Genomic DNA, 15,194 nt, shown 5'->3' on the forward strand with positions numbered 1-15,194 from the left:
TACCACAATACCCTCAGGCAACTTATCATTCGAGGCAACCGTGGGCGCAGTTGAGTTCAGTTTATTCCTTGTAAAAAACAGCCTTATTAGCGAGGCTGATGACCGCTTCAAAACCATCATGCGCTGGTCGGATACCGACCTGTTTCGCCGCCCTTTAAGTTTCCTTTTCCCGGCTGATGCTTCTGACCGCTTAGGCAAGCTTCTTGAAAAAGATAGCAGTACGCTTTCTGATGTTTTGTTTCCGCGAGTACCGCTCAGGGTAAAAACGGGTGGCTACATTAACTTCGATATGAAAATGGAACAAACAGGGCCGGAAGAGCGCCGGCTGGATTTCTATAAGCCAAGCAATATCAAACACACCGATGAGCCAAAGCAACCAGCGGCTGATATGCATAGCTTCTTCAATTTTGTAGAAGAACTACTAGCATCCCCTTACGAAGGCGATATGGAGCTCACGATGGTGAGCGTTGATGCCCTTAAAGATACGTCCAAACTCACACAAACGGATAAAAAAGCAGCCCGTGAACAAATTGAACAGGAACTGCAAACCAAAGCGATCGGCGGTAAAGTTGGTAAGCTCGACGAAGCTAGTTATGGCTTAATCACTTCGGGTGATTGGAGCGAAACGGCCTTCCATAAGGAAATGCTAACGGTCGCAGAAAAATTAAACCTGCCACCTGATACCTTTGTGCCCAAAACATCAAACATTGAGCTTGATGATCGGGATATCCCTGCTGACAAACTTCATAAGGCTCTGAACCACTCGCGCAGTGTCTTTCTGGGAGAAATTGAACCATCTGAGGCTTCAGAAAAACTTTCAGGCGTTGTTGACGGCATTGAGCATAACAGAAACCTGATCCTGAATGCTCTTAACCGCTACAAATACCAGCTTACTCCACGAGACATGATGGATACAAACGCTTCATCAATGGTTGGGCTTTTGCAACAGGGCAAAGTCAATCTTGAAGGTCAGATCAGGTTGCCTGAAGAAATTCTAGTGATGGCTGATCATCCAGATATATCCCTTCAACATGATTTAGCCCAACTCGAAGACTTAATACGAATGCGTTCAAAGAAACTAGAAAACGATAAGCGTACGCCAGAATTTTATGAACTTTGTCGCTCCACCCTTATCCAGGAACGGTTCCATCTTGAACTCGCCTTCATCATGGAAAAGTATGAAGAACCAACCAACAGTATCGGTTTCCGGGTGAAGGGTATTCCTCCAGTTAAAATGGGCGGCCCTCACTGGGACGCTTTACGGCATCTTAGAAACCTTGGCCACCCAATCTGGATTGACCGCTTCAGTGACGCGGTAATGGCACAAGATGCGCTTGGATGTTTGCGTTACGGTTTTGTAGAAGTTCCCACTGCGTTAATCCGACGGCTTTCAGATCACCCCGAAGGTAATGACCTGTTAACGCAGTTAGTAAACACCTGGAGCAGCCTTCAGGTGGGCGTGGTTTCAGCAGACATTGAAGATCAGTTAAAACCAACCGCAAGGGATCTCGGCATTCGTATTATGGTTACTGACTAGCCAACAAATCTTTGTTGGGATCAAGGCTTACATTCATATAATGCTCGAATCCGTGTTGAATAAAATCATCTGAAGCACGCTTGATAAGCTGCCTGAACCACGTATGAGCCGGATGGTTCGTTAATCTATTATGCCAAATCATAACACCACCTGTTAACTCCTTCGGTGGCTGAATTGGGCTAGGCATAATATGAAGATCGAAGAACTGAGCACACTTCCCTGCCATACGGCTCGGGATAGTAAGGATCAGATCACTCGACATAACAATCATTGGGCCTGGACCAAAGCTGTTTATGGTCATTGATATCTGGCGTTTCAAACCACGTTTTTCGAGCTGCTCATCCATAAAGCCGCGTGCATCACCACGAGGTGTAACCAATAGATGCCTTGCCGCAGAATATTCTTCGAGCGGGATAGAATTTTTATGCCTCGCGAGTGGGTGATCAGGCCGCATCATCACAACAAACTCATCTGAGTGCATATCCATTCGGCCGAACCGCTCAGGTGTTTCACTGAGCGCTGTGATACCAAAGTCCGCTTCCTGTGAGTCCAGTTTTTCGTAAAGCCTTCCCTGAATGGGTATCGTGTGAATATTCACTTTCGGTGCTTCATCGGAAATATAGGAAGCAAGATAAGGCATAAGGGTCATGGAGGCATAATCTGTTGTGGCAATCACAAAAGTGCGCTCTGCATTGGCCGGATCAAATGACGCTGGGTTAAGTGCTTCCTCGATTTCAGCCAAGGCATGTCGGATAGGGTTCGCAAGTTCCTGCGCTCTTGATGTAGGACGCATACCGTCAGGCCCACGAACAAAAAGATCATCTTTCATAATATGGCGAAGGCGATTTAAGGCATTAGAAACAGCTGGTTGCGACATACCAATTGCCATCCCTGCACGCGTTGCATTGCGTTCTTTCATCACAGCGTCAAAAACAAGAAGTAAGTTCAGATCAATACCAGCCAAATTCATGATGTGAATTTCCAATGTTACGAATATCAATTTCAATTATGTACATTGGATGTCCATATAGAGGCAAGAGAAAAGGAAAATAGGCTGCGGCGTATTATCCTATTTCAAAAACACCAATAGTTTAGTGAAAATAATTCTGAGTTTGTCCGTTCTGCTGGTTTTTCGCCTCTTCCCCCCTAGAAAGGCCAGCAGAGCGGGCATGGCATTTGATGGAGCAGGCTATGCCGAAAACCATGACCGCAATGGACGAGTTTGCAGTTAGACTTGCAAACGGTGTTATAAAAAAACGGTGGCTGGTAATTCTCGCCACTATTCTTCTTACCTTTGGTATTGCATCGGGCATGCAGTATCTGGGGTTCTCAAATAATTATCGCGATTTCTTTTCTGAAGCTAACCCTGAACTTCAAGCGTTTGAAGAGTTTCAAGGCACTTATACCAAGAACGATAATTTCTTTTTTACCATTGTTCCCAACTCTGGCGATGTATTTAATAATGAAACCCTCGCCCTTGTTGAAGAAATGACAGAAAAAGCGTGGCAAATCCCTTATTCACTACGCGTAGATTCTATCAGCAACTTCCAGCATACTTGGTCAGAAGAAGACGATCTGATCGTTGAAAATCTTGTCGAAGGCGCTGTTGATCTGTCGCAAGAAGATCTTGAGAAAAAACGTGCAATTGCTATTGCCGAACCTCTTCTACGGGACCAGTTGGTTACAGAAGATAGCCGTGCTATCGCGATTAACGTTGTTGTTCAATACCCTGAAAAATCCATGAATGAAGTCCCAGAAGCCGTTGCACATGTACGTCAGCTTCGCAGTGAAATCATGGCAAAATATCCTGAGCATAAAATCGCCATCACAGGTGTTTCAATGCTCAACACTTCCTTCCAGGAAGCCGGTTTTGGTGATGTATCAACCATTATTCCAATCATGTATCTTATTCTGATTGTTCTAATGGCTGTTACAGTGAGAAGCATTTCTGGCACAGTTGTAACCGTTGCCATGATCCTTTTCGCCTCCCTGATCGGGATGGGCGTTGCAGGCTTTGGCGGTGTTGCGCTAACCCCTATTTCCCTATCAGCGCCGACCATTATCCTAACGCTCGCGATCGCAGATGCAGTGCATATTCTGCTTACAATGCGCCAACATATGCGTGAAGGCGAAAGCAAACACGACGCTCTTGTTGAAGCACTTCGTGTAAACTTCATGCCTGTGATGGTTACTTCGCTTACTACCGCAATTGGCTTCCTGGCTCTTAATTTCTCAGATGCGCCTCCGTTCTGGCACTTGGGTAATATTTCAGCTGTTGGTGTTGTTGCAGCATGGTTGATGTCAGTAACATTCCTCCCAGCAATGATGAGCTTCCTACCTGTAAAAGTTGCTGCCAAGAAGGGAACATCTGACAGTAACTTTATGGGTAACCTCGCAGAATTTGTTGTGGCACATAACAAAAAGCTGTTTTACGGCATCGGCGCTTTCGCTATCGCGATGATCGCAATGATCCCGCAGATTGAGTTTAATGATCAGTGGACTGAATATTTCGATCAGCGCATCGAATTCCGCCGCGACGCTGATTACGCAAATGAGTTTTTCGGTTTCTACCCAATCGAATTCTCAGTGCTGGCTGAAGGCGAGCAAGGTGTGAATGATCCAGCATACTTGGCAAAACTCGATGCCTTTAACCAGTGGGCTAAAAAGCAACCAAACGTAACGCACGTATATTCCATTTCAGACATTATGAAACGCCTGAACAAGAATATGCATAGTGACGATGCAAGTTGGTATAAACTGCCTGAAAATCGTGAACTAGCTAGCCAATATCTGCTATTATATGAAATCTCGCTACCATACGGGCTTGATCTCAATGACCGCATCAATATTGATAAATCTGCCTCACGGATGACAGTAACTCTAAGCAATGTTTCAACCACTGAAACAAAAGAGTTCCTTGATAATGCACGTGCATGGATTACTGAAAATGCTGAAGGCACCATGAAAGCAACAGTACCAACAAGTGCGCAGGTGATGTTTACCTATGTTGCAGAGCGTAATGTGGAAAGCATGATTGCGGGTAACGTTATTGCAATCCTTGCAATTGCTGTTGTTATGATCTTCGCATTGAAATCCTTCAAGATTGGTACGCTCTCGATCATTCCGAACGGTCTACCAATTCTTGTCGCATTCGGTACATGGGCTTTGCTTGTAGGCACAGTAGGTTTCTCTGTAGCTTCTGTTGCCAGTGTATCCCTTGGTATTGTGGTGGATGATACGGTGCATTTCCTTTCCAAATATATCCGCGGTATTCGCGAAAAAGGATATGACCGCGCTGGCGCCATTAAATATGCGTTCGAAATGGTTGGTAATGCCCTTGTCATCAACACAGTTATTCTGGTGATTGGTTTTGCGTATCTTGCAACATCAAACTTTAAAATCAATGCGGATATGGGCCTGCTGACAGCACTGGCAATTGCCTTCGCCCTTATCTTTGACTTCCTGTTCCTGCCAGCTCTTTTGATGCGCGGTTCAGGCAAACTAATTGCAGCAAAGCCTGCTGAAACTAACGACAGTAATGTGGAGAAAAAAAATGCAGCTTAACCTCCTGAATAAAACAATTTCCGCTTCCATTCTGGGAGCGGTTCTTGCCACAAGCGTTGCTTTTGCGCCCTTACAAGCTGATGAAGCAGCCGACAAGCAAAAAGGCTTTGATATAGCCGCACGGTCAGACCGTTCAGATAATGGTTTCACAAGCTCTGAAGTTGAAGCGATTATGACACTTGTGAACGCTGCTGGCCGCGAGACAACACGTGAACTTTCTTTCAAAACTCTTGAAAGAGAAAATGAAGATGTAGGTGATAAAGGCCTTACGGTCTTTTCCACACCACGTGATGTGAAAGGTACAGCCCTTCTTTCTCATGCCAAAATTCTTGAGCCTGATAACCAGTGGCTATACCTGCCAGCGCTAAAGCGGGTGAAGCGTATTTCCTCTGCTAATAAATCCGGCCCGTTTGTAGGTTCTGAGTTTGCGTTTGAGGATTTCACCTCCACAGAACTTAACAAATACGAATATAAGTATGTTGGTGAAGAAACACTGGACGGTATGAAAGTAGATGTCGTTGAGCGCTTCCCACGCTATAAAAATTCCGGCTACACACGCCAAGTATCCTATATCGATCAGGATGTTTATCAGGTACGCAAAATTGATTTTTACGACCGTAAAAACGCGCTTCTTAAAACCCTGAACTTCTCTGATTACAAAGAGTATGATGGTGGTGTATGGCGTGCACACACTCTTGCGATGACAAATCACCAAACAAACAAATCCACTACACTTAGCTATGGTGAATACAAGTTCAAAACTGGCCTCGCTGACAAAGATTTTGTCAAAGGTGTCCTCAAGCGCGTGCGTTAAGAAAACCTTATGAAAAAACTGGTATCCAGTATAGCTCTGCTCGCTGCTACAATGCCTGTAGCAGCGGGTGATTTTGAACTGACAGGCTCTGTCGGATTAGAGAACCGTTTGTTCTTCGAAAAGGGCGCGCTTCCCGGCCAAATATCAACTTACCAGCCCTCGCTTGAGCTTGAAGCAGATCTTCGCTGGCAAAGCAGCGATCGGGCATGGGATGTTGTTGTTATTCCTTACACCCGGCTGGACGCAAAAGATGGGGAAAGAACTCATTTTGATTTGCGTGAAGCTTATGTGCGCTGGACAGGAGATGAATGGACCGTTCGCGCGGGGCTTGGAAAAGTTTTCTGGGGTGTAGCTGAAAGTGTTCATCTAGTCGATATCATCAACCAATCAGATAGTGTTGAGGACATTGATAATGAGGACAAACTTGGCCAGCCAATGCTTGAGGTTTCCACCCAGCGGGATTGGGGTCAAATCACGGCATATGTTATGCCCGGGTTCAGGAAGCGCACCTTTCCAGGGGCTGATGGTCGCCTGAGGCCTGCCCTGTTGGTAGATAATGATTTAGCTTTGTTTGATGAAGGAACCGACGATGACAATGACGTTGATTTTGCTCTCCGCTACAGTCACTATTTTGGCGACTGGGATGTTGGTTTATCTTTCTTCCACGGCGCGAACCGTGAAGCCCGCTTTATCCCGAATTCAGAAGCAACAGCGCTAATACCGCATTATGATGACATCACTCAGTTTGGTGTAGATATTCAGTATACCAAAGATGCATGGCTGTGGAAATTTGAAGCCCTTGTCAGAGACAGCGCTTTCGAAACATATGCAGCTGCTGTTGGTGGCTTTGAATATACTTTTTATGGTGTTTCAGAAGCAGGTGCAGACTTGGGTCTTCTTCTAGAATTCCAGTATGATGGTCGGTCAGATGATCCGGCTATCGCCCCTTTCACCGTCGCCGATAACGATGTATTCGTGGGTGCTCGGTATGCCCTTAATGATGCGGATGACACCTCTATCCTTGCAGGTATTGTAACGGATGTTGACGATGCTTCCATGTCAGGGGTTATTGAAGCTACTAAACGTTTTGGAGACAACTGGGTCGCAGAAATCGAAGGCCGCTTCTTTATGAATGTTGACCCGGATAATGTAGCTTTTGCCTTCAAAGACGATAGCCATGTCATGTTCCGGTTAACTCGCTATTTCTAGTGCAATAAGGGGCTTCGGCCCCTTCTTTTTTGTCTTTTTCTATATTTTTATTCCAAAATCTGGCACGCTCTTCGTCATATAGGTCGAGGAGTGAGGTATGAAGTTTCCAAAATACCTCCGAAAAAGGGAGGAAACCAGCAGCATAAAAGAACAAGCTGCTGGTGACAAAGCATTGGCAAAGGAAGAGATTCAACAACTTTTCCAAAGCCATAATGAAGAGTTAGTGCGCTATCTCACCGGCCGTCTTAAAAACCATGACGAGGCCATTGAAGTAGCGCAGGAAGCGTATGTACGGCTATTGCGGCTGGATGATGCGAACACTATTGGTTTTTTGAGGGCTTTTCTCTTTAGGACAGCTACCAACATTGCCATAGATCGCATTCGCCGCAAAGGCAGATCACAGGCCTACACAGAAGAGGAAACTGCAACTTCCTCCGCTCAGGTTTTTGATTTCACGCCCGAACGTGAAGTTGCTGGCAAGCAAGCTTTGGAACAGGTTATTTGCTGTATTGAAAGCCTGCCCGAGAAATGCAAATACGCTTTCGTTGAATATAAATTTAAACACCGTGATTATGATGAAATCGCACTCGACATGGGCATTTCATCAAGCATGGTACGTAAATATGTTGTCAGAGCGATGGTTCACTGCACCGATGTTTTGGGTGATGAACTTGATGCCTGGCAAAGCTAGCGGGACAGTTCTGTATGAGTAACGATACTGTTGAAAATAAGCCGGATAAAAAAATCCTGGAAGAAGCAGCAGATTATTATCTGACCCTGCAAGACGGAACGATCTCTAACGCTGAACTTCGTGCCTGGCAAAACTGGTTCCTGAATTCGAGAGAACACCGCGTTGCCTTCAGAAGGCTTGAAACTCTGTGGGGCAAACTTGATCAACTAGATATAAGCGATTTGGAAGCTCGCGGCCCGACCGATTCCATAGAAACCACCGCAGAACGCCCCGTAAACTTTGCTGGCGGTTCCGTACTCAGTCTTATAACGGAAAATAATACAGAGCAGCCCCCTCAAAACACTTGGCACAGTAAATATGCTGCCATTGCGGCTTGTTTTGTTTCTCTGTTTATGGCGGGGTACCTGTTCTACTCCCCGTCTACTGATTTACCTGGCCCCCCAGCCATCCAAGCCTACGCGACTGTCACTGAAGATCAGCAACTTGTTAAACTTTCTGACAGTTCCATTGTAGAACTCGGTCCTGACAGTAAAATTGAGGTTCAATACAGTAACAGTTCAAGAACCGTACGCCTTCTGGAAGGACAAGCCGTTTTCACAGTCGCCAAAAATCCCCATCGCCCTTTCATTGTTGAAGCAGGCGACGGCACTGTAACTGCCATTGGAACTGTCTTTAATGTTATAAAAGCACCAGAAGGTGTTGTTGTTAAAGTCCTTGAAGGTACAGTCGCTGTTCGTTCTGAAGAAGAAAACACAGAAACAACTTCGTCACCAGTGGCACTCGTAACTGCTGGTAATGAAACATCCTATTCCAAAACAGAGGGCCTGACCGAAGTACGCACAGTCGATGTACACGAAGGCCTCGAATGGCGTGTTGGGGTCCTCAGGATGTTAGAGAAACCTCTTGATGAAGTAATCGAAGAATTGAACCGCTATGTGGAAAAGGAAATCCGTATCGGTGACAAGGAAATCGGTGACTACAGCTTCACTGGCACTGTATACCCTGATCAGGTAGATAACTGGCTGGAAGGGCTTCAACAAGGCTATCCGCTTAAGGTCGTTCGTGTTGGCTCCAGCATTGTTTTGATGAAGGCTGACGAGCAGCAATAATTGCCATTGTTGACAGAATATTGCGTGAAATCAGATTTATTTTAAAAAAAATTCCAATTTATCCGTACTTCAGCGTCTTAGGAAATAACTGGCTCAAAATATACATGCCAGTACATAGTGGAGGAATAAACGGTGAAGACTACAAAAAAGAAAAGTGTTAAGCGGATTGTCGGCTCTATGCTCGGCGCCACTGCACTTGCACTTTCCATGAGCACTGCTGCTCTCTCTGATGATGCAGCTCGTGACATTAATTTTAAAATTAAACCGCAAAAAATGCAGTCCGCCTTGCTGGCATTTTCAGAGCAAGCAGGCGTTCAGCTTATTCTAGCAGCAAATACACGTGACCTGCCTTCAAGCAGAGGCTTGACTGGTAAAATGGAATCACGTGAAGCACTTGATATGCTCATTAAAGGCACTGACTTAGAATATACATTTACCAGCGCCAATACAGTTACTGTTAGAAAAAAGCCAGAACCTCAGCCGAGCATAGCCGTAGCGCAGCCAAGCAGCCAAAGCCAGAATAGCGATAGCGAATCTACAGGCGCGATTGAGGAGATTATTTCTGTAGGTACGCGCGCAAAAGGTAGAACAGCAATCGCAACTCCAGTACCTGTGGATGTTGTAAACGCTCAAGCACTCGCAGACACAGGCCAAACAGAAGTAGGCCGCATGCTGCAAACCCTTGCACCTAGCTTCAATTTCTCAAGCTCATCTATCTCTGATGGTACAGACGCATTACGCCCTGCTACACTTCGCGGCCTTGGTCCCGATCAAACCCTAGTGCTCGTTAACGGCAAACGTCGCCATACAAGTGCACTTCTACATGTAAATACTTCCGTTGGTCGCGGTGCATCTGGTGTTGATATGAACGCAATCCCGGGTGCAGCACTAGGCCGTATTGAAGTTCTTCGTGATGGTGCTGCCGCGCAGTATGGTTCGGATGCGATTGCCGGTGTAATTAACCTGGTACTCAAGCAAGGTTCTGAAGGCGGCGAAGTGAATGTTTCTTATGGCCAAACTTATGAAGGCGACGGCGAAACATTTGTAGCAAACGCAAATGCAGGCTTCGGCCTTGGTGACGATGGCTTCATTAACCTGACAGCTGAATACCGTGATCGCGGTAATACAAATCGAGCTGGTCTTTCTGGCGCAGTTCAATACCCGCTCCTTGATAACGGCGGTGCTTGTAACGCTTCAGATAACAGCGGCTGTGATCCTCGTGAATTTGACTTTGATCGCCAGAATTTCCGTATTGGTGATGGCGATAGTGAACAAAAAGCGCTGGTTCTAAACGCTGAACTACCTATTGATGACAACAAGCGTTTTTATGTATTCGGTACCTATTCTGACCGTGAAAACCAGACCGCTGGTTTCTATCGTCGTGCGAACCAGTTTAACCGCACAGTAATTGAGCTTTACCCGGATGGCTTCCTGCCACTAATCAATACAACGATTGAAGATTACTCCTTATCTGGTGGTATCGAGTGGTCACTTGATAGTGGTTGGGATTTAGATTTCAGCATCAACCACGGCTCGAATTCATTCTCTTACCTGATCTCAAACTCGCTGAACGCTTCTTTCGGTGTAAACAGCCCAACATCAGCCGAGGCTGGTACACTTGGCATCAGCCAAACCACCTTTAATGCTGATGCTGTGAAAACATTTGATTTCAATGGCGTGGAAACAACCATCGCCTTCGGTGCTGAATACAGAGATGAAAGCTTCACAATCGAAGCTGGAGAACCAGTTTCCTATCAGGATGGTGGCGCTCTTAACACCAACTGCCCAGGCTGTGATGTAAATCCTGTTCCGTATTCAAGCGGCTTTCAGGTATTCAGAGGTTTCTCACCAGCAAATGAAGTAGATGAAGGCAGAAACAACTTCTCGCTTTACGCCGATGTGGAAGCGCAAATCACAGATTCATGGATGATCGCTGTTGCTGGTCGCTATGAAGATTACAGCGACTTCGGCAGCACCCTGAATGGTAAGTTCTCTACTCGTCTTGAAGTTACTGAAAACTTTGCCCTACGCGGTTCTATTTCAACGGGTTTCCGTGCACCATCCCTGCAACAGAAATTCTCAAACAGTGTTTCTACACAGTTTGTAACTGTTGATGGTCAAACGGTGGCGCAAGAACGCGGTACATTCAGAAATGATAGCGAAATTGCCCGCCTGGCTGGCGTGCCTGAACTTCAGGAAGAAACATCTATCAGTTTCAGCGGTGGTTTTGTGGCTACTATGGGTGCCCTCACGATTACGAGTGACTATTACCATATTGAAATTGATGATCGCATCGGTATTTCAGCAGGTATTGATCTAACCCAACCAGGCTTTGAAGCCGTTGCAGGGGCAGCCTCTTCAGGCCAATTCCTGCTTAACATCGCAGATACCACAACAGATGGTGTAGATGTTGTTTTAACTTATGATGTGGAGCTTCCAGGTGATCAAAGCCTCAGGCTTTCAGCATCCGGCAACTACACGAACACCTCTGTAAAAGATGGTTCCATCGTGAACTCAATCGGCGGTGTTAATGTTGGCCCACTGTTCACCCCACAGGATATCTCCATTGTGGAAGAATGGCAGCCTAAAACACGTATAAACCTATCTGCCAACTATCAGACAGGCCCTTGGGCAATCATTGCTCGCCTTAACCAGTTTGGTTCTTACACAGTTTGTGAAGGCGCGTGTGATACACCAACAGGTGCTGGCCAAAACGTTCAGGACTTCGGTTCAAAATGGCTGACAGACCTTCAGGTAAGCTACACCTTCGGTGATAGCGGCCTGAAACTGACAGTCGGCGCAAATAACCTGTTTGATGTAACACCAGACCGTAACCTTATTGGTCAGTCTCGTGGTGGCACCATTGCAGGTATCGTCGATTCCCCGGGTGTATTCCAATTCTCACGTCGTTCGGCGCCATTCGGTTTCAATGGTGGCTACTGGTACGCGCGAGCAACCTACGCTTTCTAAGAATTACAAAGTTTCCCAGACTGGCTGGCCTCAAGAGGCCGGCCTTTTTTATGCCTCAAGCTTCACTAGCTTTTCTTTAGCTTCTTTCACCTCAAGTTGGCGCTGCCACATATCTGCATACATACCTTGCATATCAAGCAATTCGCTGTGGGTACCCCGTTCAACAATCTCACCGGCATCCATAACAAGAATTTCGTCTGAATCCACGATGGTTGAAAGCCTGTGAGCAATAACAATGGTTGTCCGATCTTTGGAGATTTGCTCAAGAGATGCCTGAATATCTCGTTCAGTCTGGCTGTCTAGCGCTGATGTCGCCTCGTCGAGCAGCAGAATAGCTGGGTTTTTCAGGATCGTTCGTGCAATAGCCACACGCTGCTTCTCGCCGCCTGAAAGCTTCAAACCTCGTTCACCAACTTCGGTGTCATAACCCTCAGGAAGGGCTTCAATGAAACTATGGATTTGAGCTAACCTTGCTGCCTCAATAACTTCTTCATCTGTAGCATCAGGGCGCCCATAACGAATGTTATAGAGGATTGTATCATTGAAGAGCACCGTATCCTGAGGCACTACGCCAATCTGTTCGCGAAGGCTTTTCTGGGTAATGGTTCGTATATCCTGTCCGTCTACAGAAACACCACCTTCCGCGATATCATAAAACCGGAAGAGGATACGAGAGATGGTGGACTTGCCAGCACCACTAGCCCCAACGATTGCCGTCGTCGTGCCCGCAGGCACTATAAAATTAATACCTTTAAGGATCGGGCGGTTTTTCGCGTAATGGAATTTCACATCACGGAACAGTACACCACCACCGTTTATTTCAAGATCTTTGGCATCGACATTATCGGTCACATCAGAATGAGTACTGATAACTTCAAACATTTTTTCCATATCGGTAAGGGACTGTTTGATTTCGCGGTACACAAATCCGAGGAAATTCAGCGGCATATAAATCTGGATAAGAAGAGAGTTGATCAGCACATATTCACCAATAGTGTACTTGCCTTGCACCACACCCTGTGCCCCCATCCACAAAACAAACACCAAACCCAAAGAGATGATCAAGCCCTGCCCTACATTCAGTAATGTAAGCGAAAACTGGCTGCGAACAGCCGCGCTTTCAAAACGTTCAAGCGCCTTGTCATAACGGCGGCTTTCATGCTCTTCGTTTGTGAAATATTTCACTGTTTCAAAGTTGATCAAGCTATCAATCGCTTTGGTATTAGCCTTGGTATCCTGATCATTCATTTCCCGACGGAACTTAAGGCGCCATTCGGTTACTGCGATGGTGAAATAGATATAACTCGCAAGTGCCGCAAAAGTTACAGCAGCATAAAGGAAACCAAACTTCACCCAGAAGATACTGCTAATCAAAACGATCTCAAGCAGGGTCGGCAAGATATTGAACAACATAAAACGCAGTAGAAAATCAATCCCCTTGGTACCGCGTTCAATAATACGGCTCAAACCACCTGTTTTACGTTCTAAATGAAAAGAGAGCGACAAGTTATGCAAATGACGGAAGGTTTTAAGAGCCACCTGCCTCAGTGCATGTTGACCTACTTTTACAAATACAGCATCCCGCAACTCACCAAAGAGAAGGCTAAGCACACGGGCAATGCCGTAGCCAATAATCAGGCCGGTTGGTATCGCGATTGCGATAGCCTCAGCTGTAGCTTTTGGACTGAGGGCATCAACCGTATCCTTGAACAGGAACGGCACATAAACCCCGATAAATTTCGCAGCTACAAGAAAAGAAAGTGCAAGGATAACGCGCCAACGTAAATCCCAGCGGCCTTTCACCCACAGATATGGCAGTAAACTTTTCGCTGTTGTCCAGTGTGACACTGTTTTAGCACCCTCACTAGCATTCTGCCCCGTCTGTGAAGCCATAAGAAAATCCTGTTTAAAAAATTAAAGGCACACCGATTATGGAGTGCCTTACGTAATATATAAATAATTTTCTTTATTTTAAGAGATTAAGAGCAAATTACATTAAAATAATTGAAAGCCCACACAACGCGAAAAGCGCTAACCCAATTGTTTGCAGGCTAAGCGCCATAAGCGGCCTTGGGCCAACCCCTAAAATTTCTTTCACATTGGTTTTCACACCAAGTGCAGCCACCGCAGTTACCAAACACCAACGAGAAAAACTACTGATCTCAGCCGCAGCAAATTCTGGAATAAGACCTGCGCTGTTAATACCAACGAGAAGCAAAAAGCCAATCAGGAAAAGTGGCAATAAAGGACCAGTTGTGGTCTTGCCATCACACTCGCTACCTTTTTCCCGGTAAACAAGGCCAATCATGAAAACGGCTGGTACAAGACACGCCACGCGCATCAGTTTTACCACCGCACCAGTCTCCCCTGCGGTATCGGAGATAGCATAACCAGCACCAATGACCTGAGCTACATCATGGATTGTAGCGCCAAGGAACATGCCTGCAGCTTTATCATCCATCCCCAAAGATTGAGTGAGAACCGGATACAGAATCATTGCAATGGTGCTAAGAGCGGTAACACCCGCCACAACAAGGATGGTGTGGCGCTCTTTGTTTTCATACTTGGGTAATACAGCGGAGATAGCCAGCGCAGCAGATGCACCGCATATTGCCACGGCCCCAGCCGTCAAAACAGCAAACCTGGAAGACAACCCAAGTGCTCTGGCAATAGCAGCCCCCCCAATAATTGTAACGGCAACCCCCATAGTAACCAGTACAACGATTGGCGCCCCGAGCGCGCTTAATTCTCCGACGGTAAGCTGTACCCCAAGGAGCGCCACACCAATTCTTAAAATCGTTTTTGATGCAAACTGAATACCCGGCGCATATTTGGTATCTTTACCTAAATGGTTAAAAGCAATACCAAACAGAAGCGCAAACAGCATCGTTGGCCCCCCATAGCTTCTGGCAACAAAGGTCGCCGCCATAGCGAGGGTGAGGGTCAGGAAAACTCCCGGTATATTATTTTTTGCTGTTTCCCAGTTCAATGTGGGCAGGTCGGCCCGGCCGGGTAAGGCGTTTGATAAAAACGACATGAAAAACCAGCCTGTAGCTACGCTAATTCTTCAGTATTTGAAACTCTTGGCTTACGACGATCACGGTTTAAAACCATACGATCATGCAACTTCGTAATCGCTTCACTGCCAGTCTTCACAAACAAAAACGGAAAAAAACCATGAAGTAAACAAGCGATACCGTTCAAAAGCATGCTTGAACCAAAAGAGAACGCCTGCCCCATATGTTCAAAATAGCTTTCGCCAACTGTCTCTGGATGTTCAGTGAATAATTTTTTCAACAC

The 15,194-nt window shown here is 46.0% G+C and carries 11 protein-coding genes; 7 read left to right on the forward strand and 4 right to left on the reverse strand.

Going from position 1 to position 15,194, the window contains the following annotated elements; all coding sequences use genetic code 11:
• Positions 1-40 precede the first annotated feature (40 nt).
• Positions 41-1,537, forward strand: coding sequence for an EAL domain-containing protein (locus MF542_RS05655; RefSeq protein WP_247016849.1), 1,497 nt, complete (start codon positions 41-43; stop codon positions 1,535-1,537).
• On the opposite strand, the gene MF542_RS05660 is transcribed toward MF542_RS05655, so the two are convergent.
• On the reverse strand, positions 1,527-2,507 hold the full coding sequence (locus MF542_RS05660; RefSeq protein ID WP_247016851.1) for a LysR family transcriptional regulator: 981 nt from the start codon (positions 2,505-2,507) through the stop codon (positions 1,527-1,529). The genes MF542_RS05655 and MF542_RS05660 overlap by 11 nt on opposite strands.
• Before the next feature lie 221 nt (positions 2,508-2,728).
• On the opposite strand from MF542_RS05660, the gene MF542_RS05665 reads away from it, so the two are divergent.
• The 6 genes from MF542_RS05665 (at position 2,729) to MF542_RS05690 (ending at position 11,894) form a co-directional block, all read left to right on the forward strand.
• A complete protein-coding gene (locus MF542_RS05665; RefSeq protein ID WP_247016853.1) occupies positions 2,729-5,101 on the forward strand; it encodes an efflux RND transporter permease subunit in 2,373 nt (790 codons plus the stop codon).
• Positions 5,091-5,915 carry an outer membrane lipoprotein-sorting protein gene (locus tag MF542_RS05670; RefSeq protein ID WP_247016855.1) on the forward strand — a complete coding sequence of 275 codons (825 nt, stop codon included), beginning with the start codon at positions 5,091-5,093 and terminating at the stop codon, positions 5,913-5,915. Before MF542_RS05665 ends, MF542_RS05670 begins: the two co-directional genes overlap by 11 nt.
• A gap of 9 nt (positions 5,916-5,924) precedes the next feature.
• Positions 5,925-7,124 carry a hypothetical protein gene (locus MF542_RS05675; RefSeq protein WP_247016857.1) on the forward strand — a complete coding sequence of 400 codons (1,200 nt, stop codon included), beginning with the start codon at positions 5,925-5,927 and terminating at the stop codon, positions 7,122-7,124.
• Between the two features lie 97 nt (positions 7,125-7,221).
• On the forward strand, positions 7,222-7,815 hold the full coding sequence (locus MF542_RS05680) for an RNA polymerase sigma factor (protein ID WP_247016859.1): 594 nt from the start codon (positions 7,222-7,224) through the stop codon (positions 7,813-7,815).
• Positions 7,816-7,829: 14 nt separating this feature from the next.
• Positions 7,830-8,924, forward strand: a complete 1,095-nt coding sequence (locus MF542_RS05685; protein WP_247016862.1) for a FecR family protein — start codon at positions 7,830-7,832, stop codon at positions 8,922-8,924.
• Positions 8,925-9,056: 132 nt separating this feature from the next.
• A complete protein-coding gene (locus tag MF542_RS05690) occupies positions 9,057-11,894 on the forward strand; it encodes a TonB-dependent receptor domain-containing protein (RefSeq protein ID WP_247016864.1) in 2,838 nt (945 codons plus the stop codon).
• Positions 11,895-11,942: 48 nt separating this feature from the next.
• On the opposite strand, the gene MF542_RS05695 is transcribed toward MF542_RS05690, so the two are convergent.
• The 3 genes from MF542_RS05695 to MF542_RS05705 all read right to left on the reverse strand — a co-directional run bounded on the left by MF542_RS05695 (position 11,943) and on the right by MF542_RS05705 (position 15,194).
• Positions 11,943-13,787 (reverse strand): ABCB family ABC transporter ATP-binding protein/permease, encoded by a 1,845-nt coding sequence (locus MF542_RS05695; protein WP_247016866.1) that lies wholly within the window; start codon positions 13,785-13,787, stop codon positions 11,943-11,945.
• A 97-nt stretch (positions 13,788-13,884) separates the two neighbouring features.
• A complete protein-coding gene (locus tag MF542_RS05700; protein ID WP_247016868.1) occupies positions 13,885-14,931 on the reverse strand; it encodes a YeiH family protein in 1,047 nt (348 codons plus the stop codon).
• Positions 14,932-14,948: 17 nt separating this feature from the next.
• A complete protein-coding gene (locus MF542_RS05705) occupies positions 14,949-15,194 on the reverse strand; it encodes a DUF6356 family protein (protein WP_247016870.1) in 246 nt (81 codons plus the stop codon).

It is taken from the genome of Kordiimonas laminariae, from assembly GCF_023008165.1.
Classification (GTDB): Bacteria; Pseudomonadota; Alphaproteobacteria; order Sphingomonadales; family Kordiimonadaceae; genus Kordiimonas; species Kordiimonas laminariae.

Coding starts and splice junctions, on each gene's coding strand:
- MF542_RS05700 (WP_247016868.1), bottom strand. CDS start 14,931: ATGTCGTTTTTATCAAACGCCTTACCCGGCCGGGCCGACCTGCCCACA.
- MF542_RS05695 (WP_247016866.1), bottom strand. CDS start 13,787: ATGGCTTCACAGACGGGGCAGAATGCTAGTGAGGGTGCTAAAACAGTG.
- MF542_RS05680 (WP_247016859.1), top strand. CDS start 7,222: ATGAAGTTTCCAAAATACCTCCGAAAAAGGGAGGAAACCAGCAGCATA.
- MF542_RS05665 (WP_247016853.1), top strand. CDS start 2,729: ATGCCGAAAACCATGACCGCAATGGACGAGTTTGCAGTTAGACTTGCA.
- MF542_RS05660 (WP_247016851.1), bottom strand. CDS start 2,507: ATGAATTTGGCTGGTATTGATCTGAACTTACTTCTTGTTTTTGACGCT.
- MF542_RS05675 (WP_247016857.1), top strand. CDS start 5,925: ATGAAAAAACTGGTATCCAGTATAGCTCTGCTCGCTGCTACAATGCCT.
- MF542_RS05670 (WP_247016855.1), top strand. CDS start 5,091: ATGCAGCTTAACCTCCTGAATAAAACAATTTCCGCTTCCATTCTGGGA.
- MF542_RS05685 (WP_247016862.1), top strand. CDS start 7,830: ATGAGTAACGATACTGTTGAAAATAAGCCGGATAAAAAAATCCTGGAA.